Source organism: Erythrobacter sp. NAP1 (assembly GCF_000152865.1).
Lineage (GTDB): Bacteria > Pseudomonadota > Alphaproteobacteria > Sphingomonadales > Sphingomonadaceae > Erythrobacter.
On sequence record NZ_CH672390.1, the window covers coordinates 1152037 to 1168229 of the forward strand.

Genomic DNA, 16193 nt, shown 5'->3' on the forward strand with positions numbered 1-16193 from the left:
CGAAACTCAGTAATCGTCCCCGTAATCGTCGTCCTCGCCGGCATCATCGGAGAGGTCGACTGGGCTTGCAGGCTGGATTGTTGAAACCGCGTGCTTGTAAGCGAGTTGCACGGCCCCTTCCCGCTCCAGCAGCATGCAGAACAAATCGTATGCAGCGATCCGTCCCTGAAGCATCACGCCATTGACGAGGAACATCGTCACCTGAACGCCAGCTTCACTCACACGGCTGAGGAACACATCTTGCAGCATGCGCTGCTTTCCTCCGGCACCGCGATTGCTGAACTGTTCAGCATCAACCGCGCCAGATGGCATAATCGTGGAAATGGCGTGCTTATAGACCAATTGCGATTGGCCATCACGGCGCAAAAGGATCGAGAAATTGTCGAACCACGTGACAATCCCTTGAAGTTTAACGCCTTTTACAAGAAACATTGTGACCGGCGTCTTGTTCTTGCGCAGCAGGTTGAGGAAGGCATCCTGCAGGTTGCCTTGACGAGACCCGCTTGCAGTCGAACGCGACTGACTATCGCTTGTCTCGGAGGATCTCGCAGAAGGGCGCGGAGAGAGGGTTCGCCCGGTGGACATGTTGTGCTCCTGTTGTTGGCGGCCGTTCGTTCAGTCCGCATGACGCCGCCAGCCCCCCCGGACTGATTTGCAGCTCAACTCATATAATGGCGACTGCAATGCCTTGCCGCAATGGGATATTTCATCACATCGCAAATCTGGCCGTTCTTGGGGTCGGGTGGTCAGCCCTACCCCTTGCGCTCAGCATCGCGCCGGTCCGCCATTCCCAGAAGCTTGAGTTTGCGATGGAGCGCTGATCGTTCCATCCCGATGAAGGTGGCGGTTTTCGAGATGTTCCCCGAAAAGCGGCGTATCTGGATCGCGAGATATTCGCGCTCAAAGCTCTCGCGCGCTTCGCGCAAGGGCACACCCATCATGGTCGATAGACCCGGGCCCGACCCAGCGAGCCTCCCGCCGGTGATCTCACCAGGAAGCATATCAGTCTCGACGACATTGAGGCGTTCACGCGGCGTCATGATGATCGTTCGCTCGACGACGTTGCGAAGCTGGCGCACGTTACCAGGCCAGTCATACGCCTGGAGGGCAGCCATTGCTTCTTCACTGATTTCGGGCGGAGGCAGTCCCTGATCGGTCGAATAACGCGTAAAGAAATGCTCGGCGAGTGCAGGAATGTCATCGCGCCGGTCAGCCAGCGAAGGGATAGATACAGGAACAACGTTCAATCGATAGAACAGGTCTTCGCGGAACCGCTTCTCCTCCATTTCGATTGCCAGATCGCGCGTGGTTGAAGAGACCACCCGAACATCAACGCCAATCTGACGCGTGCCCCCGACCCGGACGAAGCTCTGCTCTGTCAACACGCGGAGAATACGGGCCTGTGTTGAAAGCGGCATATCTGCGACTTCGTCGAGATAGAGCGTGCCACCATCGGCCAATTCGAGGAGACCGGGTCGGACCTGCTTTCCGTCGGATTCCTCTCCAAAGAGCTCCTGCTCAAAGCGCTCAGGCGTAATTCGCGCGGAATTGACGAGCACAAAGGCATTGTCCGACCGGCTGCTCCATGCATGGAGCATGCGCGCCGCGACTTCCTTGCCCGCTCCCGCCGGGCCAGTGATGAGCACCCGGCTACCAGTGTTCGCAACGCGCTTGAGAGTTGCGCGGACAGCATTGATTGCGCTCGAATTTCCTGTGAAGTCCGTACCGCCCCAGCTCGCATCGCGAAGATTGGTGTTCTCGCGGCGCAAACGCTCAGTTTCCGTTGCACGCTCGACCAGGAGAAGCAGTCGCTCAGCTTCAAAGGGTTTTTCAATGAAGTCCATTGCCCCGCGACCGACTGCGGAGACCGCGGTATCAATGTTGCCGTGGCCCGAGAAGATGATCACGGGCACGTCAGGCTCGCGCTGCTTTATCGCGTCCAGTGTTTCAAGCCCGTCCAACTCGCTTCCGTGCAACCAGACATCGAGCAGGACGAGACTAGGCCGGCGCTCATCTATGGCAGCGAGCGCGCTGGTGGAGTCCGCAGCGGTTCGGCATTCATAGCCTTCATCGCCAAGTACGCCGGCAACAAGGTCGCGAATATCGCGTTCATCATCGACAATCAGGATATCGAGCGCCATGCGCTTCTCCTCACGAGGGTAGTCATCGGGGATTGAAACTGGGGTGTGTGCGAGATCATCATACGGCCTCGCTCGCATCTGGATCGGGGTGACGCGCGAAACGCAGCGTGACGCGCGTCCCGCCATCCTCGCCGTTGGCAAAACTCATGTCCCCGCCGTGCTCGTCAACAATCTTGTTCACGATTGCGAGGCCGAGACCTGTGCCTTTCTCGCGGGTTGTTACATATGGCTCGACGATACGATCGCGGTCCGTCGGAAGGCCGATCCCGTTATCTTCGACCACGATCGCGACCCATTCACCTTGATCGGCCATCGTCACGCCAATGCGTCCTGAAAACGCCTCGTCCGCGTTGGAGGCGCGCGCTTCGACCGCTTCGACAGCGTTCTTGAGCACGTTGGTCAGGGCTTGGCCCATCTGATGCCGGTCACACTGGATTTCGCGCTCGCTAAGATCATCGGCAGAAACAGCGAACGCGATATCGGAATGAGCGACCTCTTGCAGGAAGACCGCCTGCCGCACGAGATCAAGCGCGTCTTCTGATCGAAAAACAGGCTTGGGCAAACGGGCGAAGGATGAAAATTCGTCGACCATCTTCCTCAGATCGCCAACCTGCCTGACAATCGTACTGGTCAATTCGTCGAACAATTCTGCATCGCCACCTTCGACCTGTTTGCGATAGCGACGCTTGAGGCGCTCCGTTGCGAGCTGAATCGGGGTGAGCGGATTCTTGATTTCATGCGCGATACGGCGAGCGACGTCGGACCAAGCCGCTTGCCTCTGGTCAATCAGTTGGCGCGTGATGTCCTCGAAAGTGATGACGTGACCGCTGGAGCCAGGCGCGACTTTCACAGCGAGGGTCAAAAGGTCAGTGCCACGCGGCTGAGTGACAATTGCGCGCTCCTTACCTTCTCGCACCATCTGACAGATTTCAGGAGACAATTCGTCGAGCGATTTCCCAACGAGCGCAGCCGGCCCCTCTTCTGCGCTCTCGGTGCTATCTTCTGACAAAAGGCCATATGCAGACTCGTTCATCAGCAGAACGCGGCTGTTCTCATCGACCGAGATCACACCTGCGGTGACTGATTCCAGCACAGCTTCCATGAAGGCGCGCCGGTCGTCGATCTGACGGTTTGCACTCACCAAGGCATCGGTCTGTTTTTCGAGTTGCGCCGTCATTCGGTTGAATGCCCGGTTGAGCAGGCCAATTTCATCCGCCCCCGTTCTGCCTTCAACTCTAAGAGCGAAGTTGCCTTGCCCCACTTTTCGCGCGGCGCCAACGAGGTCTGTGAGGGGCTCAACCTGGCGATCTGCAAATCGCAGGGCGAACCAGACCGCGATGCCTACCAACAAAAGACTCATCGCAACGAGAGCGATGTTGAACCGCAGTTGCAGCGTGCGCGCATCGCTGGTTAGCGTGTCATAAGCTGTTGAAATGGCCTGAGCGCGCGACCAGGCATTGAACATCGTCTCTTCAGTGGTGCGAGCGTTGTAGAGGTAGATGCCTGCCTCACGATCAATCGGTGCGACCGCAGCGATCCTCTCTGCGCTCCCCTCCACCACCACCAGTTCACCGGTGTCCAGCGTTGGCAGCGCAGCTTCACTGAAAACGCTGGGGTCATTGCCTTCCACTACGTTGAGCGCAGCGGCTGTGCGCAGCGAATCGTCGTCCATTCTCTGCAGGATCACGCTTTCCGAAATCTCACGCGCCTGCATCTGGTAGAAGTAGAGCTCGGGGAAATCGGGATCGGGGATAGGCACACGCAAGAGGATTTCCCGCATGTCTGTCGCCATCGTGATGGTCTGTTGTTCGACGTCTCTCTGATTGGAATCGTAGTAGCTTTGAGCAAGCTCGTTTGCATTCTCCAACAGGCCGCGCGATTCATCGGAGAACCAGAAGGTGACACCTGTTTGAAAGAGGAACGCTGCAAATCCGGCCACGAGAAGCGTCGGGACAGCTGCAACCATCGAGAAGAAGAACACGAGCCTCACGTGAAGCCGGGCTGTGCTGCCTGCAGCTCGGCTCAACGCCATTCGGCGCCCGATCATGACCAACAGTGCCATTGCGGGCACCAATACTGCCACCAACAGCAAGGATACTTGCAGCGATGGGAGCCCGCCTGAGTCGGAAGGCTGGTTCGAATACGCGAGGTAATTGGCAATGATCGCGATGATCAGCGCGATGACCGCCAATGCTTCTAACCAGCGGAAGACATTGGCTCGCCGCGAACTCACTACGAATTGGCGCCACCACCGCGGGGATTGGCGCGGTTGCAAGCGATTGACCGCGCGATCTTGCGCGGTGCCATCATCAACAGGGTTGGCGACTGAGCCTTCCATAGTTGCGGAGTTACAACGCTAGTGTTGTATCTGCGCAAGCCCAAAGTGACATTTTGGTCGCATAACTGCGTTAAAGCGGTCTTGCGAAGCGATCAGGCTCTATCTCTAGCTCGCTGATACGCTTGCGCAGAGTGTTTCGATTGATCCCGAGAAGTTTGGCTGCGCGTAATTGGTTGCCGCCTGTCTCACCCAGAGCATGCTCGATGAGCGGCTTCTCAAAAGCCGCAATCGCACTGGAGTATACAGTGCCCGGCGCGGGCTCCTCCTGAGCAAGCCAGACGTCGAGGGCAGCGGCAATGCCTCCCCTTCCAGCGCTCTCTGCAGGATAGAACGGAGCCTCCTCACCCAGAATGTCGCCCAAACTCGATGCGTCGATCGCGTCCTCACGGCTCATCAGGGCAAGCCGGTAGATCACGTTGCGAAGTTCGCGGACATTCCCGCGCCAGTTTCGCGCTTCAAGCCGCTCGATCGCGGAGGTGGTGAGCTGGCGCCGAGGCAAGCCATCTTCCACGGCCTGAGAAAGGAAGTGCTGCGAAAGCACTTCGACGTCCTCACGTCTTTCACGCAGGGGTGGCAATTCGATTGGCACCACGTTGAGTCTGTAAAAAAGATCCTCTCGAAACTTGCCCGCGGTGATCATCGGGGCAAGGTCACGATTGGTTGCCGCGATGATGCGAACGTCAACCGCGATCTCCTGGCGACCGCCGACCCGGCGAATTCGTCCGGACTGGAGCGCGCGCAAAAGCCGGGTCTGTGCCTCAGCCGGCATGTCGCCGATCTCATCGAGAAACAAGGTTCCGCCATTGGCCTGCTCAAACTTGCCGATGGCTTGCGCAACGGCCCCTGTAAACGCGCCCTTCTCGTGACCGAAAAGTTCGCTTTCGACGAGGTCATGCGGGATGGCTGCCGTGTTCACCGCCACGAACGGTCCGGTACGTCGGCTTCCGAGCTGGTGGATAGCTTCTGCGACCAGCTCCTTGCCGGTCCCGCTCTCGCCGGTCACCAGGACGGTCAGATCATTGCGAAGGACGCGGGTGATCATCCGGTAGACGCCTTGCATAGCAGGACTTCGTCCAACCAGGGGCATGCCGTCGCCTTCGCTATCCGGTATCGCGGTTGCGACATTTGTTCCGGTCCCCACCGCTTGGAGCACAGTGCGCACCAGTTCATCGAGGTCGAAGGGCTTGGGGAAATATTCGAAGGCATCGCTGTCACTTGCACGCACGGCGGTATCGAGCGTGTTCTGTGCAGACAGCACGATTACAGGCATGTCGGGCGCGGCTTCACGCACTGAAGAAAGGCTCGCAAGGCCATCCCCGTCGGTGAGCATCACATCGGTCAGCATTAGGTCGAAAGAGCGCGCAGCCAACTGCTGATCTCTTTCCCGGATGGAAGAGCACCGCTGGATTTCGAAGCCTTCATCCTCGAGCGCAGCGGTAATCACCGTGGCAATTGCGCTGTCATCTTCGACGAGGAGGAGCGTACCTGACATTGCTTTAGAGGATCCCTATTCCTGGGGTGTCTTGGCCAAGGGCAGATGAAGCCGGAAATGCGTAAGGCCGCGCTTCGCGTCACGCTCATGCGAGATCGATCCGTTCATGTCGCGAACAAGTTTTCGCACGAGAGCCAGCCCCAGCCCCTGGCCGGATTGTTTTGACGACACGAATGGCTCGAACACATGGTCGCGCATGGCTGGATCAATGCCGGGCCCGTTGTCGGAAACGGTGATCTCAACCGGCAGGCGCACCGCTCGTCCCAAGCGGATCGCGCTAAAGGCAAGGCCGGATACGAACCGGGTTCTCACTGTGATCTCGCCGCGTGCACCAGAGCAGGCGGCATCGCGCGCATTCGATATGAGGTTGATCAGTACCTGCTCCAAAGCGTCGCGATTGGCGTATGCCGGTGGAATTGAGGGATCGAACTCTTCCTTGATTTCCACCGGCTTCGCGCCGCCTGCTGCGCGAACCGTGGCAATCGCCGAACGGATCGCCTCGTGCGGGTTGCAGGCTTCTGCCACCTCTGCCGTGCGCGAGCCAAGCTGCTGCATCCGGTCGATGAGTCTCGCAATCCGGTCGACCTCATCCGTGATCATGCGGGCCAGCTTCTTGTCCTTCAGCGGAAGCTTGCGAGCCGCCAGCTGCCCGGCACCCCGGATCGCCGCGAGAGGGTTCTTGATCTCGTGGGCCAAGATAGAAGGCGCACCGAGCGATGAACCAAGATCGTCGTCGCTTCCCGTCTCTTCGTGGCCAATTTCGGAGAATGTCACCACTCTCCAGCCCTGAAAGCCTCCAAGCGGACTGACGGTCAAATTAACCCGCTTTTCGGCCTCACTCGCATTGATCAGGATATCGCGAGCAACAAGCGCCTCGTCGGTGTTTGTCAGGCGATTTTCGACCCTTGGATCAAGCGGCCCAATGGCCTCAAGCAATGGCTTGCCAACTAGACGCTTGGCGCTTCGGCCAAGCAAGTTCTCGGCTGCATGATTGACCTCGGCAATCGCCGAAGTCGGATCGATCAGCACGAGCGCAAACAATAGGCCGGAAAGCTGATCACGAGCATCAGGCCTGGAAGGATCGAACCTCGCTATATCGGACCTGCCCGCCTCAGGTTTGACCGACATATCAGGCAGCTTTGGCAGTGCGGCCAAGGAAGGGCTCGTAGAACCGTTCGATCTCGCCCAGCACTTCGTCGGGATCATCGATAAAGTTTGCACGGTTTCTGAATTCAGCCGAGCCGTGCATGCCCTTGGTATACCAGCCAAGATGCTTGCGAGCGATCTTGGTGCCAACATTGCGACCATAGTGATCGAGCATGCGGTGATAGTGTTCAACCAGGACCGAATACTGCTCGTCAAAGCTGGGCGTCGGAATGCTTTCGCCCGTGCGCCACCAATGCATAACCTGACCGAGAAGCCATGGCTTGCCGTAAGCGCCGCGTCCAATCATCAAGCCGTCTGCGCCAGATTGCTCAAGCGCGGTGGCAGCATCTTGAATAGTGCAGATATCGCCGTTGACTATCACCGGGATGTTTACCGCCTCTTTGACCTTGCGGATAAAGGACCAGTCCGCACTGCCCTTGTACATCTGGTTGCGGGTGCGGCCGTGAACGGTGATCATCTTGACACCAAGGTCCTCGGCGATGCGTGCCATTTCGGGCGCGTTGAGGCTCTGGTGGTCCCAGCCCATACGCATTTTGACGGTCACGGGCACATCGACGGCCTTTACCGTGGCCTCCATCAATTTGGTTGCAAGCGGCACTTCTCGCATGAGCGCGCTACCGGCGAACTGGCCGACAACCTTGCGCACCGGACAGCCGAAGTTGATGTCGATGATTGCAGCGCCGTTGCCTTCCTGAAGCTTGGCTGCCTCACCCATGCTTGAAGGATCGCAGCCGACCAGCTGCATCGAAACGGGTTCTTCGGTCTTGTCCCATTCCGCCTTCTGGACAGACTGCCGCGTCTCGCGGATCGCAGCCTCGCTGGCGATCATCTCTGTGACGTTGAGGCCCGACCCATAGCGGCGCACCAAGGTGCGAAACGGCATGTCGGTCACACCAGTCATTGGCGCGAGCAGCACAGGCTCTGCGATTGTCACAGGACCAATATCGATCGGCTTCAGCGCCGGAGGAGTGGGTATGTCTGTCATGGGTTGGAGAGAGTATGCCTAAATATTGGGCAGCCGCATAGTGGATTGCGAAACTTGCGTCCAGACCTTAAGCGCTGGCGCCACCATGGACCAAGCCACCACCCTCCCCCCATTTGCCGCTATCGTCGTTGCAGCGGGAAAGGGATTGAGGGTCGGCGGCGACACGCCCAAGCAGTATCGCAACTGGCGCGGCAAGCCTCTTATCCGCCATTCCGTCGAGACTCTTCGCGCCGCTGGTGCGGATCCTCTTTTGGTGGTGATCGCAACTGGAGCCGAGGATGATGCCGAAGATGCTTTGAAGGGTCTTACCGGGTTTCGATTTGAGGAAGGCGGCGCATCACGACAGGATTCCGTGCGAGCCGGGCTTGAAGCATTGGCGGAAGAACCGCCGGCAAAAGTCCTCATCCATGATGCAGCTCGCCCCGACCTGCCGTTGGAAGTGATCCAGCGGCTCCTTGCAGCTCTGGATGAGCATCAAGGTGCGATCCCGACCCTTCCCGTCGTCGACAGCCTCGCGGTCGCCAGTGACGCCAGCACCATGGCGGGCAAGGCCGATCGGGAGACCCTTCGAAGAGTGCAGACTCCCCAGGCTTTCCGGTTTGAGGACATTCTTGCTGCTCACCGCGAATGGAATTCACAAACCGATGCCGGAGATGACGCGCAAGTCCTTGCAGCCATGCAAGGTTCAGTCGCACTGGTTCAGGGTGATGAACGCCTCAAGAAGATCACTTTTGCAGAAGACCTGATGGACACAGCCGGTATTGCCCCGTTCCGCATCGGACAAGGATATGACGTCCACCGCCTGGCAGAAGGCGAAGAGCTGTGGTTGTGCGGTGTAAAGCTTGAACACACCCACGGCTTGGCTGGCCATTCCGATGCCGACGTGGCGCTTCATGCGATAACCGATGCGGTGCTGGGCGCCATCGGCAACGGCGATATCGGAACGCATTTTCCACCAAGCGATGACCAATGGGCAGGAGCACGCTCAGGTCAATTCCTAGAACATGCCGTTAAGCTTGCTGAGGAAGCGGGTTACGCGCTCGGAAACATCGACCTAACGCTTATCTGTGAGGCCCCGAAGATCGGCCCACATCGCCCCGCCATGAGGGCTGAAGTGGCGAGGATTACCGGCCTTGGAGAAGATGCTGTTAGTATCAAGGCAACGACGACAGAAAAGCTGGGTTTTACCGGCCGAGGTGAAGGTATCGCTGCACAGGCGATTGTCGCGCTTCACGCGGCAAACTGAGAAGAGAAAAGGACGGACCTTTCGACATGAAACACACCATCAACGCTACAAAACTCGCTTTTGTATCGCTCGCCGCAGCCGCCACTTTCAGCGCTTCACCTGCCGCTGCGCAGCCAAGCAATCTCGACCCCGCAGCAGTTGCGGCGGCATCGCGCTATGCGCTCCCGATTGCGTTCGACAGCTTCGTGACCAAGTGCTCGGCCAATCTTGACCAGGGCGGTTACGCACTGAGCAATTCTGACCGGCTTATGGCCAAGTTTTCCGATGGAATGGATGATGCGTGGCCTGCCGCAAAAGACGCCATGATCATGATGGCGAGCGGTGATGAGGATGCGCGTGAGATGACCGCCGTCTTCGCCATGCTGGGAGATGACGAACTGCGTCCATTCGTCGACGGGCTGGTCGGCGGATTGATTGGTCAGGAAATCAAGACGGACGACTGCGAGGTTATCGAGCGCGGCCTGGAGATCCTTGATCCGCTTCCGGCAGACAATATCGCACAGATGGTGGGCCTGATCGTAGAGCTGGGTGCGCGTGAGGATGAAGAACAGGCTGCGAGCGAAAGCACCGCAGAGTGAGCAATTACATCCTCCCAGAAGACATCACCGACCTCGCCGCACGAGTGGTGGCAGAGAATGAAGCCGCTGGGCGCAAGGTCGTCACCGCAGAAAGCTGCACTGGAGGTCTCGTCTCTGGCGCGATCACAGAGATTTCGGGCTCTTCCGCCGTGCTCGACCGTGCCTTCATCACCTATTCGAACGAAGCGAAAATGGAATCGCTGGGTGTGGCCCAGGATATCATCGAAACCTTTGGCGCCGTTTCGATTGCATGCGTGTGGGCGATGGCCACCGGCGCACTGGAACGCTCAAACGCCGATGTCGCGGTTGCAATCAGCGGCGTAGCAGGCCCCGGCGGCGGGACTCAGCTAAAGCCAGTTGGAACGGTGGTCTTTGCCAGAGCCTATCGCAACCAGGACGGTGAGCCCGAGGGCGAACTCAAGCACTTCGAAGGCGGCGAAGGACCAAGCGGCCGCGCCGCGATCCGGCATCAGGCGACGATCTGCGCGCTCGAGTTGTTGTTACCGTAAAGCTCGTGCGCGCGTGCTTCGAAAGCGGCGACCATCTTGCGGAAAGCCCGGTCGAAATATTGGCCAGCAAGCGCCTGAAACACCCGGTTCTTGAATTCAAAATCAACGCAAAAGTCGATCTCGCACGTGTTTTCGTCAATCGGCCTGAAGGTCCAGACGTTGTCGAGATCGGACAAGGGGCCATCGACGTAGTGGACCGCGATCTCGCGAGGGCGATCCTTGGATACGCGCGACGTGAATGTCTCACGGATTGATTTGAAGCCGACCACCATATCCGCAACCATTTCGGTCTCGCTGTTCGAGCGGACGCGTGTCGCGATGACCCATGGCAGGAACTCACGATAGCGAGCGACATCGGCGACCAGATCGAACATCTGGTCGGCGCTATACGGCAGCCTGCGGGTTTCGCGGATACCGACCATCAGATACTCAGCCGATCCTTTTTGCGGAGCTTTTCCTCGCGCGCCTTTCGCATCTGAGCAAAGTCATCGCCAGCATGGTAGCTCGAACGCGTCAGGGGACTGGAAGCAACCTGCAAAAAGCCTTTGGCTCGAGCGATAGAACCGTATGCTCCGAACGCCTTTGGCGTGACGAATTCTTCCACCTTGGCGTGTTTGGGCGTTGGCTGAAGATACTGGCCCATCGTGATAAAATCGACATCGGCGCTGCGCATGTCATCCATGACCTGGTGCACTTCAAGGCGCTCCTCACCAAGGCCGAGCATGATGCCTGACTTCGTAAAGATCAGCGGGTTGTGCGCCTTTACCTCTTCGAGAAGGCGAAGCGATGCGTAATAGCGCGCTCCGGGCCTAATCGTCGGATAAAGCCTCGGGACGGTTTCGAGGTTGTGGTTGTAGACATCGGGCCCAGCTTCACAGATTGCCTCAACCGCAGGGCGCATCTTGCCGCGGAAGTCCGGTGTCAGAATTTCAATGGTGGTGTCGGGCGTATTGCGACGCAGTGCCTCGATCACTTTAACGAACTGCCCTGCGCCACCGTCGGGAAGGTCATCGCGATCGACGCTGGTGATGACGATGTGTTCAAGGCCCATCTTTGCCGCAGCCACGGCCGTATTCTCGGGCTCCATCGGGTCGACGGGGCGTGGCATGCCGGTCTTGACGTTGCAGAACGCGCAGGCGCGGGTGCAAACATCTCCGAGGATCATGACCGTCGCGTGCTTCTTCGACCAGCACTCACCGATGTTGGGGCAAGCGGCCTCTTCACAAACCGTGTTCAGGTTGAGCTCGCGCATAAGTTTGCGCGTCTCATTGTAGCCTTGGCTCACTGGCGCGCGGACGCGGATCCAGTCAGGCTTGCGCTGACGTTGTGGGCGCTCTTCGCTCTTGGCTGCCTCAGGCAGATTGGAGAGGTCGTTCATGCGGGTCCATTTAGGCCCCACGCGGCGATGCTGCAAGCGTAGCCGATCGGCTTAGTTCGTTGAGCGGGCGTGACTTGCAGAAAACCGAAAAGCCGTTACCCCCAACGCCATGTTCGAGACAGCAATCCAGACCTTCACTTCGCCGGTCGTGCTGTTCTTCGTCCTTGGCCTGTTTGCGGCATTCGCGCGCTCTGACCTTGCGATCCCGGAACCGATTGCGAAGGCAATGTCGCTCTACCTCATGGCGGCGATCGGCCTGAAAGGCGGTGTTGCAGTTTCGAAGTCGGGCGTTGATGTTACCGTCGTCTCCGCACTCGGAGCGGGCATTGCCGCAGGCTTCATCCTGCCATTCTTCGCCTATGGCGTTCTCAAGACATTCGGCAAGCTGGACCGCATCAATTCAGGCGCGGTCGCAGCGCACTATGGATCGATCAGCGTCGTCACCTTTGTCACAGCGGTTGAGATCCTGACCGGACAGTCGCGCGAGCCCGGTGGTTACATGGTCGCCGTCATGGCCGCGATGGAAGCGCCAGCAATCCTCAGCGGCCTGTTGCTCGCGCGCGGTATGGGTAGCAAGGCGGGCACACAGTCGACGGGCGAAATGCTGCATGAAGTCTTCACGAACTCCTCGATCATGTTGCTGCTGGGCGCTTTCGTGATCGGGATGGTTGGAGGAGAAGTCGGTTTTGCACCTGTCAGCCCGTTCTTCGAGGCAGGGTTCAAGGGCGTCCTTTGTATCTTCCTTCTCGACATGGGCCTGATCGCGATGCGGCGGATCATGGAGTCGCGCTCAATCACATGGAGGCTCGGTGCCATCGCCATATTCCTGCCCATCGTGAATGGCGCAGTCGGCACCACTCTTGGCGTGGTCATTGGCCTCGATGCAGGCTCTGCTGCGGCGCTGGGCGTTTTGTGTGCCAGCGCAAGCTACATCGCGGTCCCTGCCGCGATGAGACTAGCCCTCCCCGACGCTGATCCGGGCATCTATCTCACCATGTCGCTCAGCATCACCTTTCCGTTCAACGTGCTGATCAATATCGGCCTGATAAGCGCGCTCGCGGCATCTTTGACCGGCGCCAATGGAGCGATGCAATGATTGAAACTGTCACGCGCAAGCGCATCGAAATCCTTGCCGACAAGGCGCTTCAGCGCCGGGTTACTGACGCAATCGACCGGATCGGGATTACCGGTTGGACAATTGTCCCCGTCACAAGCGGCAAAGGCCGTGAAGGTGTCTGGCGCGAAGAGAGTGTGATGGGCACAGACAAGGTGCTTGTGCTGACAATTGCTGCGGAAGACAAGGCGATGGCGCTTGCAGAAGAGCTTGCTCCCATGCTTACACATCTCGGCTTCGTCCTGAGTATGTGGGACGTGCAGGTTATCCGCGGCGAGCGTTTCTAAGGGAGAAAAGCGCCGACGCGTAGGGAGGGATCGTTGCCTGAATTTGCTGAGCTCTTGAAGGGCTATCGTCGCTTTCGCGAGGATACGTATCCTCGCCAGAAAGCTCGCTTCGATGAGACCGTAGCTAAAGGTCAGCACCCAAAGCTCATGATCATCGGCTGCTCTGATAGCCGCGTCGATCCTGCACAGATTTTCGACGTCGATCCGGGCGAGATCTTCGTTGTGCGCAATGTGGCGGCGCTCGTCCCTCCATTCGAACAAAAGCCCGGTCTTCACGGCGTTTCTGCAGCGGTCGAATTTGCGGTTCAGATGCTTGAGGTGAAGCAGATCCTCGTCATGGGGCATGGCCGCTGCGGCGGATGCAAGGCGGCGCTGAGCGGCAGCTATCTCGAGAAGGAGCCTGGCGAAGGCGGCTTTATCGCCAACTGGATTGACCTGCTCAGCGAAGCGCGGTTGCCCGTAGAGCGAAAACACGGAACGACGGGCCGCAAGGCTGAGTTGGCCATGGAGTTTGCCGCGATACGCCAAAGCCTTGCGAACCTGCGCACCTTTCCGTGGGTCGCGGACAAGGAAGCAGTGGGCGAGATAAAGCTGCGGGGCGCGCACTTCTCGATCAAGGAAGGTGTGCTCTACTCGCTCGACGAGGAAACGGGCGAGTTCCTGCCTGAAGACTGATCCAGCGCAAGAATATTCGCTTGCCCTAGTTTGGCCGCACCGTCATTGAGCGCTGCATGCCTGACGCAGAACTCAAGAATATCGCCCTTCTGATAGACGCGGACAACACGACGCCCGAAGGTATCGACCCCGTCCTTACCGTGATGGCGGAGCTCGGACAGGTGAATATTCGCCGCGCTTACGGGAACTTCGCGAAGGACAATCTTGCGCGTTGGGATAAGATCACCAACCGTTTCGGCATTCGCCCACAGCAGCAGTTCGACGTCTCCAAAGGCAAGAACGCGACAGACATGGCGATGACGATCGACGCCATTGACCTTCTTTATCAGGGCAAGGTCGACGGCTTTGGCATCATGACCTCGGACAGCGACTTCACTCCGCTCGTTACCCGGCTTCGGCAGGATGGAATCATCGTCTACGGCTTCGGGGAGGCGAAAACTCCGCAAGCTTTCAAGTCGGTGTGCACCCGCTTCATCGATATCAAGCAGCTGATCGCGACGAACGCAGCGGACACACCCAATGCAAGAAAGAGCAGCAAGAAAGACGCATCTTCCGTCGACGACGAACTCGATGACCTGATCCTTGCCGCCTATTCCGAGGCCAAAAAGGACGGCGGTTTTGCCCGTCTCTCGCAGGTTGGCCAGATTGCCGGCAACCGTTCCAGCTTTGACGTGCGGAACCACGGTTTCAAGAGCCTCAAGGAGATGTTCGAAAGCTTCGACAACTTCGTGCTCGAACACCGCGACGACAACCAGGTGTATGTGAAACGCCTGCGCTGATTGTCGCGCTTAGGGCCGAACGAAAAAGGGCGCCGGGATCAGCTCCCGGCGCCCTTTTCTTTTCCCGTTTTTGGGTGCTTACATCGTTTCGACAGATGCTGCCGACTGAGCCGCAGCACCGCCAGTGTTCTTCTCAAGCTCATTGGCATAAGCGATCCAGAGCTTGGCGATCGAAGCGCGGTTGCCCGACACGCGAGCAAAGGTGCTGCGTGCCTCGTCATACTTGCCAAGACCAAGCTTCGCGATGCCCAGACGGGTCAGCGCTTCGTTGGTGTTGACGCCAGCCATGCCGAGCGCTTTCTCGTAAAAGGTCTCTGCCTTGCCGAACTCGTCGTAGCTAAGGAATGCGCTACCGGCTGCAACCACAGTGCGAAGGCCGGCATCGGATGCCAGTGCATCGCGCTCAAGCGCCGGAAGATCGGCGCGGTCGCTTGCGATACGGCTGTTGGCGGTCTCAAGCGCTTCCGTGATGAACAGGTTGCCCGAGCTGACGACACCTGCCGCCATGCCCTCGTCGATCACATCCTTGACCTCACGCGGCAGACGCCGTGCGTCGGCTGCTTCCACGTAATAGTCGTAGTCCGATGCGTCACTAAGTGCACCGACGCGGCGGCTGAGACGGAAGAGGTCGAGAATCTCGGGACCTTCATAGGTATTGAGATTGCGAGCCACATTGATCGCATCACGCCAGTTTGTGGCCGACGGATAATCGCTGATCCACATCGTGACAAAATCGTAGACGGTCGGCACGACTTCGTTTTCGTATGCAACTGTGACACCGCGACGATACCACTGTTCATCGACCGGCTGGCCCGACGCCTTCTGATCGGCAATCGCCTGCTGAAGGTAATCGAATCCTGAAGTCAGATCGTTGTCGGCAAAGAAGCTCTCAGCCATCGCAATACGCAGCGAGGACGCACTGATCGTTTCAGTGGTGAAGTTGTTGTCAATCGCACCCTGAAGATAGCGGCGCGCCTTGGCGTAGTCGCGTGCTTCATTCGAAAGCTGATAAGCGATGAAGTTGTAGCGGCCAACCTGCTCAGCCGGGACCTTGCCGCTTGCCAGCATGTTTTCCATGCCAAGCAGCTGCAGCGGGCGATCCTGCAGACGGATGCCTGCGTTGAAGATCAAGCCACCGCCGGCGATCTTCTCGTCGTTCGTATTCAGCACGCCAGCGAGCTGCTGGAACTGGGCGCGCATGCTGGTGATGTCGCCGCCCTCAGCCTTCATGGCTTCATCAAGCGGTACGTAGGCAGCGCGGAATGCGTCGCTGTAACCGCCACCATCAGATTCTTGCTGCTGGTCGCGATCCCGGTCACGGTCGCGGCGCTGAGCGCTTGCTTCGGTCGGGAATACGGCGGTGCCGATAACAGCCGTGCCGGTCGCAAGCGAAATCGCGAGTGCGAACGACGAAGCACGCTTGCGCGAAATAAGTGTAAGCATATGGGGGGTCCTCCAGCGAGTGATGTTATTGCCGCACGGCTTCCAGTCGTCGCGGTCTTTA

16 protein-coding genes are annotated in these 16193 nt (G+C 58.6%); 7 read left to right on the forward strand and 9 right to left on the reverse strand.

The features are described 5' to 3' along the window. Positions 1-6: 6 nt before the first annotated feature. The 6 genes from hfq to dusB form a co-directional block, all read right to left on the reverse strand. A complete protein-coding gene (gene hfq / locus NAP1_RS05455; RefSeq protein ID WP_007164241.1) occupies positions 7-585 on the reverse strand; it encodes an RNA chaperone Hfq in 579 nt (192 codons plus the stop codon). A gap of 167 nt (positions 586-752) precedes the next feature. Further along, a complete protein-coding gene (locus tag NAP1_RS05460) occupies positions 753-2141 on the reverse strand; it encodes a sigma-54 dependent transcriptional regulator (RefSeq protein ID WP_007164242.1) in 1389 nt (462 codons plus the stop codon). 58 nt (positions 2142-2199) lie between these two features. Further along, positions 2200-4479 carry a HAMP domain-containing histidine kinase gene (locus tag NAP1_RS05465; protein ID WP_007164243.1) on the reverse strand — a complete coding sequence of 760 codons (2280 nt, stop codon included), beginning with the start codon at positions 4477-4479 and terminating at the stop codon, positions 2200-2202. Positions 4480-4549: 70 nt separating this feature from the next. Next, positions 4550-5971, reverse strand: a complete 1422-nt coding sequence (locus tag NAP1_RS05470; RefSeq protein ID WP_007164244.1) for a sigma-54 dependent transcriptional regulator — start codon at positions 5969-5971, stop codon at positions 4550-4552. Between the two features lie 15 nt (positions 5972-5986). Then, complete coding sequence (locus NAP1_RS05475) at positions 5987-7099, reverse strand: nitrogen regulation protein NR(II) (protein ID WP_083776259.1); 1113 nt, start codon at positions 7097-7099, stop codon at positions 5987-5989. 1 nt (position 7100) lies between these two features. Then, positions 7101-8123, reverse strand: a complete 1023-nt coding sequence (gene dusB / locus NAP1_RS05480) for a tRNA dihydrouridine synthase DusB (RefSeq protein ID WP_007164246.1) — start codon at positions 8121-8123, stop codon at positions 7101-7103. A gap of 85 nt (positions 8124-8208) precedes the next feature. Here dusB and NAP1_RS05485 point away from each other — a divergent pair, with 85 nt between their 5' ends. From NAP1_RS05485 to NAP1_RS05495, 3 genes are read left to right on the forward strand one after another with little or no spacing between them, the layout of a single operon-like run. Further along, complete coding sequence (locus tag NAP1_RS05485) at positions 8209-9369, forward strand: bifunctional 2-C-methyl-D-erythritol 4-phosphate cytidylyltransferase/2-C-methyl-D-erythritol 2,4-cyclodiphosphate synthase (protein ID WP_007164247.1); 1161 nt, start codon at positions 8209-8211, stop codon at positions 9367-9369. A gap of 26 nt (positions 9370-9395) precedes the next feature. Then, positions 9396-9947: a hypothetical protein gene (locus tag NAP1_RS05490; protein ID WP_007164248.1), complete on the forward strand. Its 552-nt coding sequence runs from the start codon at positions 9396-9398 to the stop codon at positions 9945-9947. After that, positions 9944-10456, forward strand: a complete 513-nt coding sequence (locus tag NAP1_RS05495) for a CinA family protein (protein WP_007164249.1) — start codon at positions 9944-9946, stop codon at positions 10454-10456. Before NAP1_RS05490 ends, NAP1_RS05495 begins: the two co-directional genes overlap by 4 nt. Here the strand turns inward: NAP1_RS05495 and NAP1_RS05500 are convergent. After that, entirely contained in the window at positions 10417-10878 is a 462-nt protein-coding gene (locus tag NAP1_RS05500; RefSeq protein WP_007164250.1) for a type II toxin-antitoxin system RatA family toxin, read from the reverse strand. The genes NAP1_RS05495 and NAP1_RS05500 overlap by 40 nt on opposite strands. Continuing rightward, on the reverse strand, positions 10878-11834 hold the full coding sequence (lipA, locus tag NAP1_RS05505; RefSeq protein WP_007164251.1) for a lipoyl synthase: 957 nt from the start codon (positions 11832-11834) through the stop codon (positions 10878-10880). Before lipA ends, NAP1_RS05500 begins: the two co-directional genes overlap by 1 nt. Positions 11835-11943: 109 nt before the next feature. On the opposite strand from lipA, the gene NAP1_RS05510 reads away from it, so the two are divergent. From NAP1_RS05510 to NAP1_RS05525, 4 genes are read left to right on the forward strand one after another with little or no spacing between them, the layout of a single operon-like run. Next, on the forward strand, positions 11944-12930 hold the full coding sequence (locus NAP1_RS05510) for a sodium-dependent bicarbonate transport family permease (RefSeq protein ID WP_007164252.1): 987 nt from the start codon (positions 11944-11946) through the stop codon (positions 12928-12930). Next, positions 12927-13235, forward strand: coding sequence for a P-II family nitrogen regulator (locus tag NAP1_RS05515; RefSeq protein WP_007164253.1), 309 nt, complete (start codon positions 12927-12929; stop codon positions 13233-13235). The genes NAP1_RS05510 and NAP1_RS05515 overlap by 4 nt, the downstream gene beginning before the upstream one ends. A gap of 33 nt (positions 13236-13268) precedes the next feature. After that, the gene (locus NAP1_RS05520) at positions 13269-13910 is read left to right on the forward strand and encodes a carbonic anhydrase (RefSeq protein WP_007164254.1); all 642 of its coding nucleotides are present in this window, start codon (positions 13269-13271) and stop codon (positions 13908-13910) included. A gap of 56 nt (positions 13911-13966) precedes the next feature. Further along, positions 13967-14689 carry an NYN domain-containing protein gene (locus NAP1_RS05525; RefSeq protein WP_007164255.1) on the forward strand — a complete coding sequence of 241 codons (723 nt, stop codon included), beginning with the start codon at positions 13967-13969 and terminating at the stop codon, positions 14687-14689. Positions 14690-14767: 78 nt separating this feature from the next. On the opposite strand, the gene NAP1_RS05530 is transcribed toward NAP1_RS05525, so the two are convergent. Next, positions 14768-16132, reverse strand: a complete 1365-nt coding sequence (locus tag NAP1_RS05530; protein ID WP_007164256.1) for a hypothetical protein — start codon at positions 16130-16132, stop codon at positions 14768-14770. Positions 16133-16193: the final 61 nt, after the last annotated feature.

What these genes read in the sequence shown, in the direction of transcription:
- NAP1_RS05465 (WP_007164243.1), bottom strand. Translation starts at nt 4,479, where the DNA reads ATGGAAGGCTCAGTCGCCAACCCTGTTGATGATGGCACCGCGCAAGAT.
- NAP1_RS05515 (WP_007164253.1), top strand. Translation starts at nt 12,927, where the DNA reads ATGATTGAAACTGTCACGCGCAAGCGCATCGAAATCCTTGCCGACAAG.
- dusB (WP_007164246.1), bottom strand. Translation starts at nt 8,123, where the DNA reads ATGACAGACATACCCACTCCTCCGGCGCTGAAGCCGATCGATATTGGT.
- NAP1_RS05500 (WP_007164250.1), bottom strand. Translation starts at nt 10,878, where the DNA reads ATGGTCGGTATCCGCGAAACCCGCAGGCTGCCGTATAGCGCCGACCAG.
- NAP1_RS05525 (WP_007164255.1), top strand. Translation starts at nt 13,967, where the DNA reads ATGCCTGACGCAGAACTCAAGAATATCGCCCTTCTGATAGACGCGGAC.
- NAP1_RS05510 (WP_007164252.1), top strand. Translation starts at nt 11,944, where the DNA reads ATGTTCGAGACAGCAATCCAGACCTTCACTTCGCCGGTCGTGCTGTTC.
- NAP1_RS05530 (WP_007164256.1), bottom strand. Translation starts at nt 16,132, where the DNA reads ATGCTTACACTTATTTCGCGCAAGCGTGCTTCGTCGTTCGCACTCGCG.
- NAP1_RS05485 (WP_007164247.1), top strand. Translation starts at nt 8,209, where the DNA reads ATGGACCAAGCCACCACCCTCCCCCCATTTGCCGCTATCGTCGTTGCA.
- NAP1_RS05475 (WP_083776259.1), bottom strand. Translation starts at nt 7,099, where the DNA reads ATGTCGGTCAAACCTGAGGCGGGCAGGTCCGATATAGCGAGGTTCGAT.
- hfq (WP_007164241.1), bottom strand. Translation starts at nt 585, where the DNA reads ATGTCCACCGGGCGAACCCTCTCTCCGCGCCCTTCTGCGAGATCCTCC.
- NAP1_RS05460 (WP_007164242.1), bottom strand. Translation starts at nt 2,141, where the DNA reads ATGGCGCTCGATATCCTGATTGTCGATGATGAACGCGATATTCGCGAC.
- lipA (WP_007164251.1), bottom strand. Translation starts at nt 11,834, where the DNA reads ATGAACGACCTCTCCAATCTGCCTGAGGCAGCCAAGAGCGAAGAGCGC.
- NAP1_RS05470 (WP_007164244.1), bottom strand. Translation starts at nt 5,971, where the DNA reads ATGTCAGGTACGCTCCTCCTCGTCGAAGATGACAGCGCAATTGCCACG.
- NAP1_RS05490 (WP_007164248.1), top strand. Translation starts at nt 9,396, where the DNA reads ATGAAACACACCATCAACGCTACAAAACTCGCTTTTGTATCGCTCGCC.